Genomic DNA, 14,010 nt, shown 5'->3' with positions numbered 1-14,010 from the left:
CGACAGGGGCGATCAGATGGTGTTGATGCTACGCATCCAACCAATAGTCGATAAGCCATCTGGAATGCGATAGATTGTCCCACTGACAGGACAATAGGCTGACCATGCAAGACCTCAACGACCTCTACTATTTCGCCAAAGTCGTCGAAGCCGGCGGTTTCGCCGCCGCCGGCCGCCTGCTGGGGATTCCCAAGTCGCGCCTGTCGCGGCGCATTGCCGAGCTGGAGGAACGCCTGGGCGCGCGCCTGCTGCAACGCACCACCCGGCAACTGACCCTGACCGCCGTCGGCGAGCGCTACCTGCGCCACTGCCAGGCGATGTTGCTGGAAGCGGAGATGGCCGATGAGGCCGTGGCCAGCATGTCCACCGAGCCCCGTGGGCGTCTGCGGGTGACTTGCCCGGTCGGCCTGGCCCAACAGATCCTGCCGGAACTGGTGGCCGGCTTTCTCGCCGCCCACCCGCTGGTGCAACTGGACATGACCCTGGTCAACCGCCGCGTCGACCTGGTGGGCGAAGGGATCGACGTAGCCTTGCGCGTGCGCGAACTGGGCGACGAAGACCCGTTGCTGGTCACCAAACGCCTGCGCCAGGCACACACAGTGCTGGTGGCCAGCCCGGCACTGCTGCGTGATCGGCAGGTCGACAGCCTGGACGACCTCAGGCAATTACCGATAATGGGCGCACTCGAGGCGGACCGCATGGTGCACCAGCGCATCATCGACCCGCAGGGCAACGCTCACGAGCTGGTCATGGAGGCGCGCCTGGGCATCGAAGACTTTATCGTACGCAAGACCAGCGCCCTCATGGGCGTGGGCTTCACGGTGCTGCCGATGATGTATTGCGAAGAGGAACTGGCCAGCGGCCGACTGGTGCAGCTGCTGCCGCAATGGTCGTTACCCGGCGGCTGGCTGCAGGCCGTGTACCCGCACCGGCGCGGCGTGCTGCCGGCCATTCGCGCCTGGATCGACTACCTGGAAGAAGGTTTCAAAGGCTGTGGAGATCGCCTGCTATGAGCATGACCGAAGCGCAAGTCGCGCAATTCTGCCTGAGCCTGCCGGGCGCACGCGAGGACTACAAATGGGGCGGCGTACGGGTGTTCTCGATTGCCGGCAACAAGATGTTCGCGCTGCAGAACCTGCGCGGCGACTCGCTGGCGTTCAAGGTCGACAAGGAACTGTTCCTCGGCCACGTCGACCGCCCAGGCATCCACCCGGCGCCGTACCTGGCACGCGCGCAATGGATCATCATGAACACGCCCTACCCGCTGGCGCCCGAGGAACTGCGTGGTTTGTTGCAGCGCTCCCACCAATTGGTGGTGAGCAAGTTGCCCAAGCGCACGCAGGTGGGGTTGTTGCTATAGGATCGACAGCAGCGTGCCGCCGAGAAAAAGCTGGTCCAGCCAGAACACCTGGTGCAGCAGCACGATCACCCAGAACAGCACCTGGTAAGACACCTTGCGCGTCTTGTGCCGGAACACTTGCTGGGCGATCAACGCCCCCGGCCAACCGCCCGCCAGCTCGACGGCGTGCAGGATGTTTTCCGGGATGCGCCGGCCCTCTGTCTGGGCCTTGCGCTTGTCACTCCAGTACAGAAAGAACGCCGCCACGCTGACCACCCCGTAGGCCGCCAGTGGGATGACCGTCTCGCCGCGCTGCCACAGCAGCGCCGCACCCAGCAACGGCGCGGCGCACAGCACTAGCAGGACCAACGCCTTCAGGCGCGGATGCTGAATGTTCATGGCTTGACGGCGGTCCAGTCGATCCAGCCGAATTGCCAGGTCGCCAGGATCACCAGGCCGAACGCGATCCGGTACCAGGCAAAGGCCGCGTAGCTGTGGTTGGCGATAAACTTGAGCAGGCCCTTGACCGCGATCATCGCGAAGATGAACGAGGTGACAAAGCCGATGGCGAACACCGGCAAGTCTGCCGGTTGGAACAGGTCGCGGTATTTGTAGCCCGAGTACAGCGCTGCACCGACCATGGTCGGCATGGCCAGGAAGAATGAAAACTCGGTGGCGGTCTTGCGCGACAGGCCGAGCAGCAGGCCGCCGATAATCGTCGCACCGGAGCGCGAAGTGCCTGGGATCATGGCCAGGCACTGGGCGACGCCGACCTTGAGCGCGTCTTTCCAGGTGATGTCGTCCACGGTTTCGGCATGAACGGCATGTTGGCGACGTTCAGCCCACAACATGACCACGCCGCCCACCACCAGGGCCGTGGCCACGGTGATCGGGTTGAACAGGTAATGCTTGATCAGGTCAGCGAAAATCACCCCCAGCACCACCGCCGGCAACACGGCGATGATCAGGTTCACGGTGAAGCGCTGGGCGTTGCGCTGAGTGGGCAAGCCGATGACCACATCGAGGATCTTGCGGCGAAACTCCCAGACCACGGCCAGGATCGCGCCTAACTGGATAATGATATTGAATGCCTCGAAACGCTCGCCGCCGAAGTTGATCAGGTCGGCGACGATGATCTGGTGGCCGGTGCTGGAGATCGGCAGGAACTCCGTCAGCCCCTCGACCACGCCAAGAATCAATGCCTGTATGGCAGTCCAAAAATCCATGCTTTCTCCAAAGGTCACGCGCCTGGCATGCCTCTTATGTTTTTTAAGTTCACTGACAACGAGCGCGCTGCAGCGCCCGGCATCGATTCTCAATGCCGGACTGCAAAAATTCCGTGAAAAATCAGGCAGTACTCAGGTTTTTCGATTACGGGCCGAAAGCCTATCAGACAAGCCGAAAAAGTCGATGCAACACCCACAATTATAAAAGGCACGGAGTGACAGGACGATGAACAGTTTGCGCAATATGTCGATCAGCCGACGCCTCTGGCTGATCCTGGTAGTCGCCGTGCTGATGCTGCTGACCTTGGGCGCGTTGATGCTCAAACAGATCCATGACGACCTCTACCAGGCCAAGCGTCAACAGACCCAGCACGTGGTGCAAACCGCCAGCGGCGTGTTGGGCTACTACCAGAACCTGGAAAAAACCGGGGTGCTCACCCGCGAAGCCGCGCAGCAGCAAGCCCTGAGCGCAGTGCGCGGCCTGCGTTACGACCACGACGATTACTTCTGGATCAACGATCTCACCCCCGTGATGATCATGCACGCGGCCAATCCCAAGCTGGACGGCCAGAACCTCTCGGCGATCCGCGATCCGGACGGGTTTGCGGTGTTCAACGAGTTCGTGAGCCTGGCCAAGGCCAAGGGCGCCGGCATCGTCAATTACCGCTGGCCGAAACCGGGGGCCGATGCGCCGGTGCAGAAAACCTCCTACATCCAGTTGTTCGCACCCTGGGGCTGGATTATCGGCTCGGGCGTCTACGTGGACGACGTGCAGGGCGAGTTCACCGTCCAGGTGTGGAAAGCCTCTGCCATCGGCCTGGGCATCGCGCTGATCATGGCCCTGCTGGTGCTGTTGATCGCGCGCAGCATCCTGCAACCGTTGCAGGCGGCGGTGAATGCCATGGGCAACATCGCCAGCGGTGAAAGCGACCTGACCCGCAGCCTCGATACCCACGGGCGCGACGAGGTCACCCAGCTGTCCCAGCACTTCAATACCTTCACCGCCAAATTGCGCCAGGTGGTCGGCCAATTGCAGGTGTGCGCCAACGCCCTGGGCGAGTCGTCCACCGAGTTGGGCCACAACGCCAGCCAGGCCCACGACCGCAGCCAGCAGCAGTCGCAACAGATGGAACTGGTGGCCACCGCGATCAATGAAGTCACCTACGGCGTGCAGGACGTGGCCAAGAACGCCGAGCACGCCGCCAGCGAAATGCGCGACGCCCAAGCCCAGGCGCAACAAGGCCAGGTCAACATCGACGGCAGTTTGCAGCAGATCGACCAGCTCTCCAGCACCATCAGCCAGGCCGTGGAGGTTATCCGCACCCTGTCCAGCGAGAGCACCCAGATCGGCGGCGTGCTGGAAGTGATTCGTTCAATTGCCGACCAAACCAATTTGCTCGCCCTCAACGCCGCCATCGAGGCCGCACGCGCCGGCGAGCAGGGTCGTGGGTTTGCCGTAGTGGCCGATGAGGTACGCTTGCTGGCCCAGCGCACGCAGAAATCCACGGCTGAGATCCAGGCGATGATCGAGCGGCTGCAGGGCCATTCGGAAGCGGCGGTCAAGGTCATCAGCGACAGCCACAGCGCCTCGCAACTGACCATCGAACAAGCCGGCCTGGCCGGTGCAAGCCTCAGTGCCATCGGCCAGGCGCTGCATAATCTCAACGGCCTGAACGCCTCGATTGCCAGTGCCACCCTGCAACAGGCTCATGTGGTGGAAGACATCAACCAGAACGTCACCCAGGCGGCCGGCTTGTCCCACAGCACCGCGCTGGCGGCTGAACAGTCGAGCGTGGCGAGCGCGCAATTGCGCGGCTTGAGTGAGCAGCTTGACGGGCTCTTGCGCCAGTTCAAAGTCTGACGCCCATGTCATGAGCACCCTGTGGGAGGGGGCAAGCCCTAATGCCAGTCAGTTAAGAAGTAGCAGGAGCGAGAACTAACTTGTGGCGAGGGAGCTTGCTCCCGCTGGGGCGCGAAGCGGCCCCAAACAATGGGACTGCTGCGCAGTCCAGCGGGAGCAAGCTCCCTCGCCACAGGTTCGGTGTCGCCTTAACTGACTGGCATTAGGGCAAGCCCTCTCCCACATTTTTTTTACTGCATCAAACCAGGATCATTGTTGGGTCAATTGAGTCCACAACGCCGGCGCACCGGCTGCCTTGGCGATCGCGTCCAATCGCGCGGCATGCTCGGCCAGATCCTGCTCGCTGGCACGGATGATAGCCGTAGGCCTGCGATCAGCCGGCAGACGACGGATCTCCGAGGGACGATTGCCCGAGCCTTCTGCCGAACCGTTGCCATCGGAGGCATTACCGGCCAGCGACAGGCTGGTCTGCCCACCGGTCATGGCCAGGTAGACCTCAGCCAGAATCTCGGAGTCGAGCAAGGCGCCGTGCAGTTCACGGCCGGAGTTGTCCACGCCGTAACGTTTGCACAAGGCATCGAGGCTGTTGCGTTGGCCCGGGTGACGCTCGCGGGCCATCATCAAGGTGTCGAGGATCGAGCAGTGCTGGGAAATATCCGCTCGATCCATCTGCCCCATCAGGGAAAATTCATTATTGATGAAGCCGACGTCGAACGCCGCGTTATGAATGATCAGTTGGGCGCCGTTGATGAACTCGAAAAACTCATCGGCCACTTCGGCAAAGCGCGGCTTGCCCTTGAGGAACTCGTCGGTGATGCCGTGGACGCCGATCGCGCCTTCGTCACTGTCGCGGTCCGGTTGCAGGTAGACGTGAAAGTGACGACCGGTCAGACGGCGGCCCATCAGTTCGACACAGCCGATTTCGATGATCCGGTGACCATCGGTCACCGGCATGCCGGTGGTTTCGGTATCGAGTACAACGGATCGGATGGCCATCAGGGTTCAGCTCTCAACGGTGTGGGGTGAGTCAAAGGGCGCGATGTTAACACGTCAGCCAGCTTCAGCTCTGCTTGTAGCCGCGCACTTCATCCACGCCCCTGTTGGCGAGCTGGTCAGCCCGTTCATTGCCGGGATGACCGATATGCCCACGCACCCATTTCCAGGTGATGTCATGCCGGTTGCATTGCTCATCGAGCAATTGCCACAGGTCGGCATTCTTGACCGGTTCCTTGGACGCCGTTTTCCAGCCGCGCTTCTTCCAGTTGACCATCCACTCGTTGATGCCCTTCATCACATATTGCGAATCGGTCACCAGCAGGACGTTGCAGCGCCGCTTGAGCTCTTCCAGGCCGCGAATGGCGCCCATCAGCTCCATGCGGTTGTTGGTGGTGTTGGCTTCGCCGCCCCACAACTCCTTCTCCACGCCCTTGCACACCAGCAATGCGCCCCAGCCGCCGGGGCCGGGGTTGCCCTTGCAGGCGCCATCGGTGAAGAGTTCTACGCTATCGGTCATCGGTTATTGAGCCTGAATCAAAAGAGGTTTTACGGTTCGCGCTGTTCGCGGTTGACCTTGGCCAGTGGCATCGGCACCAGCTTGGCGAGCGGTTCGCGGCGCACTTGCTGCACCGGCCGCAGCCCGACCGCGATCTTGCGCGCCACTAATAAATAGAAGCCCCCACCCGACAGTTGCCAGGCACCTGCGCGGCGTTCCCAGCCGGCGAGGCGCCCCTGCCATTTGGCGGACGCAAGCGGCGGACGATAGCACCCGAAGCGGCGTTTCTCCAGCGCGAAGCCCAGCAGGTTCAGCCAGTCGCCCACCCGTGAAGGCGCGATGCAGCGCGCCTGGCGCAGGCCGTCCTGGGCAAACGCGTGGCGCAGGCCCCAACTGCTCCAGGGGTTGATGCCGACAATCAGCAAATGGCCACCGGGACGCACACTGCTGGCGGCTTCGCGCAACAAGCCGTGGGGAGACAGGCAAAAATCCAGGCCGTGCTGCAACACCACCACATCGGCGGCGTGTTCGCTCAGCGGCCAGGCCTGCTCCTCGCAGACGATTTCCACACCCGGCAACGGCGCCCCCAGGCGTACATTGCGTTGTACCTGCGGTGCGCACGGCGGCGTTTCGGCCGACGGGCCGTAATGCACCAGATAGCCACCAAAGAACCGGCCCAGCTCGTCATCGAGCATGCGCCGCTCTTCATCCAGCAGAAATTGCCCAAGCGGCCCGGACAACCATTCGCGGGCTGCACCGATCAGGGCCAGCCACTCAGGATCGGCCCGGGCGAACGCTTTATCAGTCATTGCATTCTCCAACTCGCCTAGACGTTCTAAGATGCACCAATGTGTTCAGCTTGGCGAATCGAAGAATGATACAGATCAGTGCCCTGCCCGCCTTCACCGATAACTACATCTGGTTGTTACAGGATGAGCAAACCCACCGTTGCGCCGTGGTCGACCCCGGTGATGCCGCGCCGGTAATCGCCTGGCTTGAGCAGAACCCGGCCTGGGTACTCAGCGACATCCTGGTCACTCACCATCACCATGATCATGTCGGCGGTGTCGAGCAACTCAAAAAGCTCACCGGCGCCAACGTCTACGGCCCTGCGAACGAAAACATCCCGGCTCGGGACGTCGACTTGCAGGACAACGACCGCATCACCGTGCTCGGCTGGGACTTCGCCGTGTACGCCGTGCCCGGCCACACCCTCGGCCACATCGCCTACTACCATCAAGGCGTGCTGCTGTGTGGCGACACCCTGTTTGCCGCCGGTTGCGGTCGCCTGTTCGAAGGCACGCCGCAACAGATGTACGCGTCCCTGGAACGCCTGGCAGCCCTGCCTGCCGACACCCTGGTGTACTGCACCCACGAATACACACAAAGTAACCTCAAGTTTGCCCAAGCCGTGGAACCGGATAATGCCGACATCGCTGAACGAGTGGCAGAAGTCGCTCAATTGCGCGCCCGTGGCGAGATGACGCTGCCGTCCAACCTGGCCCTGGAAAAACGCACTAACCCTTTTCTACGCACCTCTGAAACATCCGTTAAACAAAAAGCGGACGAACGGAACGGACGCGACAACCGCTCTGGGGCCGAGGTGTTTGCTAGCTTGAGGGCTTGGAAAGATAAGTTCTAAGCAGACGCAAACTGATACGTAATTTCTGAATGGTTGACCGGAACCGAAGCGCTTTCTAGAATCGCCCGACATTTTTGCCCGGAACTTACTTCCAGCCAATGTCGTCATCTATTCGTAAATCCATTTCTTCAGACGCATTGACCCGCCTGGCTCAAGCCGTGGCGGTGGCCGTTTCCGCAACTCTGGCGGGCTGCCAATCGACTCATTACGCTGCACAATCCACCGTGCAACCCAAACCCAATCTTGCTGCCAAGATCAAGCAAAAACCTATTTGGCTCTCAGAGAAGCCCAGCCCCGAAGTGCCCCAGGATGTCTGGGAACGCATGCGTCGGGGCTTCCAATTGCAGGACGGCGTAGGGGTCAACCCGCGCATCGAGCAACAACGCCTGTGGTTCGCCAGCAACCCGTCCTTCCTGGAGAACGCCGGCGAACGCGGCAGCCTCTACATTCATTACATCGTCGAGCGCCTTGAAGAACGCAACATGCCCCTGGAGCTGGCGCTGCTGCCGGTGATTGAAAGTGCCTACAACCCAATGGCCTATTCGCGCAGCGATGCGGTCGGCTTGTGGCAGTTCATTCCGTCCACCGGGCGCTACTTCAACCTGCGCCAGACCCGCGCCTACGATGGCCGCCGCGATATCACCGCCTCCACCACCGCCGCCCTGGACTACCTGACCCGCCTGCATGACATGTTCAACGGCGACTGGCTGCTGGCCCTGGCGGCTTACAATGCCGGTGAAGGCACGGTGAGCCGGGCCATCGAGCGCAACGAGAAGCTCGGCCTGCCGACGGACTACTGGAACTTGCCGCTGCCCCAGGAAACCAAGGACTACGTGCCCAAATTCCTGGCGTTGTCCCAGGTGGTACTGGCCCCGAGGCGTATGGCGTCAACCTCAACCCGATCGCCAACACACCGTATTTCGAAGTGGTTGAAGTCAAGCAAAGCATGGACCTGTCCCGGGTCGCCGCGCTGGCGGAAATCGATGAAGACGAGCTGTTCCAGCTCAACCCGGCCCTGAAACAACGCACCACCCTGGACGGCCCCCAGCATTTGCTGGTGCCTACCTCCAAGGCGCAACTGCTCACCAGCACCCTGTCGACGATGAAGCCGGAAGAATTGTTGAGCATGCGCCCGAAAAAGCCGGTGTTCGACGAAGTCGAGACCAAGGCGGTGGCCGGGCGTACCCGCAGCTACAAGGTGCGCACTGGCGACAACCTCACGCTGATCGCCAAGGCCAACAAGGTCGATGTGCATGACCTGCAGCGCTGGAACAAGCTCAACGGCCAGGCGCTCAAGGTCGGCCAGACCCTGGTCATGCAGGACACGCGTAAAGCCGCCGCGACCAAACCGGTGCAGTACAAGGTCAAGAAAGGCGACTCGCTGTACATGGTCGCCAAGCGCTTCAACGTCGAGATGCAACATCTCAAGCGTTGGAACCCACGCACCGGCCAGGCGCTGAAGCCTGGGCAGATGCTGGTGGTTTCCGGACCGCGCTGATACCTCAAGAACATTGAAGAGCTAATTGTGGGAGGGGGCTTGCTCCCGATAGCGGTGGGTCAGTTAGCCTATGTACTGACTGGCACAAAGCTATCGGGGACAAGCCCCCTCCCACATTGGATCTTCAGTGCTCTCAGCAGCCTTTTTCCATCCGGAACAAGCTGTTACTGTACCGATCATAAAGCCCAAGCCGCCCGGATCGGATCTCTGACTTGAAGCGTTCCCTCCTTCTACTAATAAGTCTGGCCTTGAGCTTTGCTGCGAACGCGACGATTACCGAGAGCCACGGTTACGCGCAGTTCGGCACACTCAAGTACCCGGCCAAATTCACCCATTACGATTGGGTAAACCCTGCAGCGCCGAAAGGCGGGACACTGCGGGTGATGGCCTTTGGCACGTTCGACACCCTCAACCCTTATACCTTCAAGGGCACCAGCCCGGTTTCCACCGGCAATTTCCTGCAGTATGGCGTCAATGAGCTGAACGAACCGCTGATGGTCGGCACCGGCCAGTACGCCCCTTCCGGCGACGAGCCGACGTCCAGCTACGGCCTGATTGCCCAATCGGTGGAATACAGCGAGGACCGCAGCTGGGTCGTGTTCAATCTGCGCCACGAGGCGCGTTTTCACGATGGGGCACCGATTACTGCCGATGACGTGGCGTTTTCCTACCGAACCCTGTTGACCGAAGGCCACCCGCAATACCGCACCAACCTGCAGGAAGTGGCGCGGGTCGACATCCTCAATCGCCATCGCATTCGTTTTGTGTTCAAGCGCGCCGGCAACCCGCTGTTGATCCTGCGCCTGGGCGAGTTGCCCGTGCTGCCCCAGCATTACTGGAAGAACCGCGACTTCAAGGCCACCACCTTCGAGCCGCCACTGGGCAGCGGGCCGTACCGCATCAGCAAGGTCACCCCCGGCCGCCAGCTGGTGTTCGAACGGGTCAAGGATTACTGGGGCAAGAACCTGCCGGTCAACCAGGGTTTGTATAACTATAACAAGGTCGAGGTGGAGTTCTATCGCGACAGCGACGTCGCCTTTGAAGCCTTCAAGGCGGGCGAATTCGACATTTATATCGAACACCAGGCCAAGAACTGGGACACCGGCTACCACTTCCCGGCGGTGAACCGCGGCGAGGTTATCAAGGCACAGATCGCCCACCGCATCCCCACCCAAAGCCAGGGCCTGTTCATCAACACCCGGCGTCCGGCCTTCAGCCAGACCCAGGTGCGCGAAGCCCTGGGGTTGATGTTCGACTTCGAATGGACCAACCGCACCCTGTTCAGCAATGCCTACAAACGCGCCTTGAGTTACTACCCCAACAGCGAATTTTCCGCCACCGGCGTCCCGGTCGGTCACGAGTGGCTGATGCTCTCGCCCTACCGCGACCAACTGCCGGCCAAGCTGCTTACCCAGGCCTTCAGCCTGCCGCAGACCGACGGTCGCGGCATCCCCCGCGACACCCTGCGCCGCGCCCTGGGCCTGCTCGGCGAGGCCGGCTGGAAGCTGTCCGGCCAACGCCTGCTGAACCAGGACGGGCAACCGCTGCGCCTGGAAATCCTGCTGGTCAACCCGAACCTGGAGCGCATCCTGCAGCCCTATGTCGAGAACCTGATCAGTATCGGCATCGACGCGCACCTGCGCACCGTTGACCGCGCGCAGTACAAGCAGCGCCTCGACCAGTTCGACTTCGACATGATCCTGGTCACCCTCAACCAGACCCTCAGCCCAGGGCTGGAACAGTGGCAGTACTTCCATTCCAGCCAGGCTGCCATCAAGGGCAGCAAGAATTACGCCGGCATCGCCAACCCTGTGGTCGACCACCTGCTGGAACAACTGCTCGCGGCGCAGACCCGCGAAGAACAACTGGCCGCCGGCCGCGCCCTGGACCGGGTGCTGCTATGGCAGCACTACAGCATTCCCAATTGGTACCTCAACTATCATCGCCTGGCGTACCGCAACCGGTTCGCCTTTGTCACCACGCCGCCCTACAGCCTGGGCTTGAGCGCATGGTGGCTGAAAGCTTCGGAGAAAGCCCAATGATGTCTTTGCGCAGTACTCTATTCGCCAGCCTGTTGCTGTGCAGCGCGGCCCAGGCCGCCCCGCAACATGCGTTGACGTTGTATAACGAGCCGCCCAAGTACCCCGCCGATTTCAAGCATTTCGACTACGTGAACCCCGACGCCCCCAAGGGCGGCACCTTCCGCGAGTCAGCCATGGGCGGCTTTGACAGCCTCAACCCCTACATCAGCAAAGGCGTGCCCGCAGACAATCTGCCGTTGATCTACGACACGCTGGCGATGCAGAGCCTGGACGAGCCCATCACCGAATACGGCCTGGTGGCCGGCAAGATCGAAAAGGCGCCGGACAACAGTTGGGTGCGCTTCTATCTGCGCCCCGAGGCACGCTTCCATGATGGCCACCCGATCCGCGCCGAAGACGTGGTGTTCACCTTCCAGACACTGATCAAGGATGGCACCCCGCTCTACCGCACTTACTACGCCGACGTGGATGAAGTGGTCGCCGAGGACCCGTTGCGGGTGCTGTTCAAATTCAAGCGCACCAACAACCGTGAGCTGCCGCTGATCCTCGGGCAGTTGCCGGTACTGCCCAAGCATTGGTGGGCCAGCCGGGATTTTTCCAAGGGCAACCTGGAAATTCCGCTGGGCAGTGGCCCGTACAAGGTGGCTGAGGTCAAGGCCGGGCGCATGATTCGCTACGAGCGGGTCAAGGACTACTGGGCCAAGGACCTGCCGGTCGCCAAGGGTTTCTACAATTTCGATAACCGCATTACCGATTATTACCGTGACAGCACCGTGTCCCTGGAAGCCCTGAAGGCCGGGCAGTTCGATTATTGGCTGGAGTTCAGCGCGAAAAACTGGGCCAACGCCTACAACATTCCGGCGGTAACCCAGGGCCGCTTGATCAAGGAAGAAATCCCCAACGGTAACCCCACCGGTATGCAGGGTTTCGTGTTCAATACGCGCAAACCGATGTTTCAGGATGTCCGGGTGCGCAAGGCCATCAGCCTGTTGCTGGATTTCGAATGGAGCAACAAACAGTTGTTCAATGGCGCCTATACCCGCACGCGCAGTTACTTCGAAAACTCGGAAATGGCCGCCACCGGCTTGCCCGGCCCGGATGAACTGGCGATTCTCGAGCCCCTGCGCGACAAGATCCCTGCCGAAGTCTTCACCCAGTCCTTCGAGCCTTCCAAAACCGACGGTAGCGGCATGATCCGTGCGCAGCAGCGCGAGGCGTATCAGCTGCTGCAAGAGGCCGGCTGGAAGATCGTCGACGACAAGATGGTCGACACCACCGGCAAACCGGTCACCATTGAATTCCTGCTGGCCCAGACCGAATTCGAGCGCATCCTGCTGCCGTTCAAGCGCAACCTGGCCGACCTGGGCATCGACCTGGTGATTCGCCGGGTTGACGTGTCGCAGTTCATCAACCGCCTGCGCTCGCGGGATTTCGACATGCTGGTGGGCAGCTTTCCGCAATCCACCTCGCCGGGTAATGAGCAGCGTGAGTTCTGGAAGTCGTCCAGCGCCGACAAACCCGGCAGCCGCAACTACATGGGCCTGAAAGACCCCGCCGTCGACCAGTTGGTCGAGCAGTTGATCGACGCCGACTCGCGCAAAAGCCTGATCGCCCACGCCAGGGCGCTGGACCGCGTGCTGCAGTTTGGTTACTACGTAATCCCCAACTGGCACATCAAGACCTTCCGTGTGGCGTATTGGGACCACCTGGGCCATCCGCAAGTCTCGCCGCGCTATGACGTCGGCACCGCCACCTGGTGGGCCAAACCCGACGTCAAACCGGCGATCCCCCTGGACACCACACAAAGCGCCGAAGCGGCGAGCGGAGGCGATTGAATGCTGGCCTATATTGTTCGTCGCCTGTTGCTGATCATCCCCACGCTGTTCGGCATTCTGCTGATCAACTTCGTGATCATCCAGGCCGCCCCCGGCGGGCCGGTGGAACAGATGATCGCCAAGCTCGAAGGCTTTGACGGCGCCACCAGCCGCATCGCCGGTGGCGGCGCCGAAGTCGCGGTGGCCGGTTCCAGCTATCGCGGCGCCCAAGGGCTGGACCCGGCGCTGATCAAGGAAATCGAGAAAATGTACGGCTTCGACAAGTCGGCGCCGGAACGCCTGTGGATCATGGTCAAGAACTATGCCCGGCTGGATTTCGGCGACAGTTTCTTCCGTGACGCCAAGGTCATCGACCTGATCAAGGAAAAGATGCCCGTGTCCATTTCCCTCGGGCTATGGAGCACCCTGATCATGTACCTGGTGTCGATCCCCCTGGGCATCGCCAAGGCCACGCGCCACGGCAGCCATTTCGATGTGTGGACCAGTTCGGCGATCATCGTCGGCTATGCAATCCCGGCGTTCCTGTTCGCCATCCTGTTGATCGTGGTGTTTGCCGGCGGCAGTTACCTGGACTGGTTCCCCTTGCGCGGGCTGACGTCGAATAACTTCGACGAATTGAGTTGGGGCGCCAAGGTGCTCGATTACTTCTGGCACCTGGCCCTGCCCGTGACCGCCCTGGTAATCGGTAACTTCGCCACCATGACCCTGCTGACCAAGAACAGCTTTCTCGACGAGATCAACAAACAGTACGTGGTCACCGCCAAGGCCAAGGGCCTGACCAACCACCGCGTGCTCTACGGCCATGTGTTCCGCAACGCGATGCTGCTGGTGATCGCCGGTTTTCCCTCGGCCTTCATCGGCATCTTCTTTACCGGGTCTTTGCTGGTGGAAGTGATCTTCTCCCTCGACGGTCTCGGCCTGATGAGCTTTGAAGCGGCGATCAACCGCGACTATCCGGTGGTGTTCGGCACGCTGTTTATCTTCACCTTGCTGGGGCTGATCGTGAAATTGATCGGTGACCTCACCTACACCCTGGTCGATCCGCGTATCGACTTCGCCAGCCGGGAGCATTGAG

12 protein-coding genes and 1 pseudogene are annotated in these 14,010 nt (G+C 61.2%); 8 read left to right on the top strand and 5 right to left on the bottom strand.

Going from position 1 to position 14,010, the window contains the following annotated elements:
• The first annotated feature begins 104 nt into the window (after positions 1–104).
• Positions 105–1,013 carry a LysR substrate-binding domain-containing protein gene (locus C4J93_RS12970; protein ID WP_124362733.1) on the top strand — a complete coding sequence of 303 codons (909 nt, stop codon included), beginning with the start codon at positions 105–107 and terminating at the stop codon, positions 1,011–1,013.
• Positions 1,010–1,360, top strand: a complete 351-nt coding sequence (locus tag C4J93_RS12965; protein ID WP_124362732.1) for an MmcQ/YjbR family DNA-binding protein — start codon at positions 1,010–1,012, stop codon at positions 1,358–1,360. Before C4J93_RS12970 ends, C4J93_RS12965 begins: the two co-directional genes overlap by 4 nt.
• On the opposite strand, the gene C4J93_RS12960 is transcribed toward C4J93_RS12965, so the two are convergent.
• Positions 1,355–1,738 (bottom strand): DUF1294 domain-containing protein, encoded by a 384-nt coding sequence (locus C4J93_RS12960; protein WP_124429531.1) that lies wholly within the window; start codon positions 1,736–1,738, stop codon positions 1,355–1,357. The two genes, C4J93_RS12965 and C4J93_RS12960, sit on opposite strands and share 6 nt — an antisense overlap.
• Positions 1,735–2,565: an undecaprenyl-diphosphate phosphatase gene (locus tag C4J93_RS12955; protein ID WP_124429530.1), complete on the bottom strand. Its 831-nt coding sequence runs from the start codon at positions 2,563–2,565 to the stop codon at positions 1,735–1,737. Before C4J93_RS12955 ends, C4J93_RS12960 begins: the two co-directional genes overlap by 4 nt.
• Before the next feature lie 226 nt (positions 2,566–2,791).
• Between C4J93_RS12955 and C4J93_RS12950 the strand changes: the two genes are divergently transcribed.
• Entirely contained in the window at positions 2,792–4,426 is a 1,635-nt protein-coding gene (locus C4J93_RS12950; RefSeq protein WP_124429529.1) for a methyl-accepting chemotaxis protein, read from the top strand.
• 249 nt (positions 4,427–4,675) lie between these two features.
• Here the strand turns inward: C4J93_RS12950 and dnaQ are convergent, their stop codons facing one another.
• The 3 genes from dnaQ to C4J93_RS12935 form a co-directional block, all read right to left on the bottom strand.
• The gene (dnaQ, locus tag C4J93_RS12945) at positions 4,676–5,416 is read right to left on the bottom strand and encodes a DNA polymerase III subunit epsilon (RefSeq protein ID WP_164485286.1); all 741 of its coding nucleotides are present in this window, start codon (positions 5,414–5,416) and stop codon (positions 4,676–4,678) included.
• A gap of 70 nt (positions 5,417–5,486) precedes the next feature.
• The gene (rnhA, locus tag C4J93_RS12940) at positions 5,487–5,939 is read right to left on the bottom strand and encodes a ribonuclease HI (protein WP_057725161.1); all 453 of its coding nucleotides are present in this window, start codon (positions 5,937–5,939) and stop codon (positions 5,487–5,489) included.
• Positions 5,940–5,968: 29 nt separating this feature from the next.
• On the bottom strand, positions 5,969–6,727 hold the full coding sequence (locus C4J93_RS12935) for a class I SAM-dependent methyltransferase (RefSeq protein WP_124429528.1): 759 nt from the start codon (positions 6,725–6,727) through the stop codon (positions 5,969–5,971).
• Between the two features lie 65 nt (positions 6,728–6,792).
• Here C4J93_RS12935 and gloB point away from each other — a divergent pair, with 65 nt between their 5' ends.
• The 5 genes and pseudogenes from gloB to C4J93_RS12910 all read left to right on the top strand — a co-directional run bounded on the left by gloB (position 6,793) and on the right by C4J93_RS12910 (position 14,009).
• Complete coding sequence (gloB, locus tag C4J93_RS12930) at positions 6,793–7,560, top strand: hydroxyacylglutathione hydrolase (protein WP_124407110.1); 768 nt, start codon at positions 6,793–6,795, stop codon at positions 7,558–7,560.
• 98 nt (positions 7,561–7,658) lie between these two features.
• Positions 7,659–9,058, top strand: a pseudogene (locus tag C4J93_RS12925) (transglycosylase SLT domain-containing protein).
• 212 nt (positions 9,059–9,270) lie between these two features.
• Positions 9,271–11,100 (top strand): extracellular solute-binding protein, encoded by a 1,830-nt coding sequence (locus C4J93_RS12920; RefSeq protein ID WP_124429527.1) that lies wholly within the window; start codon positions 9,271–9,273, stop codon positions 11,098–11,100.
• A complete protein-coding gene (locus C4J93_RS12915) occupies positions 11,097–12,935 on the top strand; it encodes an extracellular solute-binding protein (protein ID WP_124429526.1) in 1,839 nt (612 codons plus the stop codon). The genes C4J93_RS12920 and C4J93_RS12915 overlap by 4 nt, the downstream gene beginning before the upstream one ends.
• Positions 12,936–14,009 carry a microcin C ABC transporter permease YejB gene (locus C4J93_RS12910; RefSeq protein ID WP_124362722.1) on the top strand — a complete coding sequence of 358 codons (1,074 nt, stop codon included), beginning with the start codon at positions 12,936–12,938 and terminating at the stop codon, positions 14,007–14,009.
• Position 14,010 lies beyond the last annotated feature (1 nt).

This window comes from Pseudomonas sp. R2-37-08W (genome assembly GCF_003851705.1).
Taxonomy (GTDB): Bacteria; Pseudomonadota; Gammaproteobacteria; order Pseudomonadales; family Pseudomonadaceae; genus Aquipseudomonas.
Note: the sequence above shows the minus strand (reverse complement) of the source record. Positions and strands in the feature narration are given on the sequence as shown.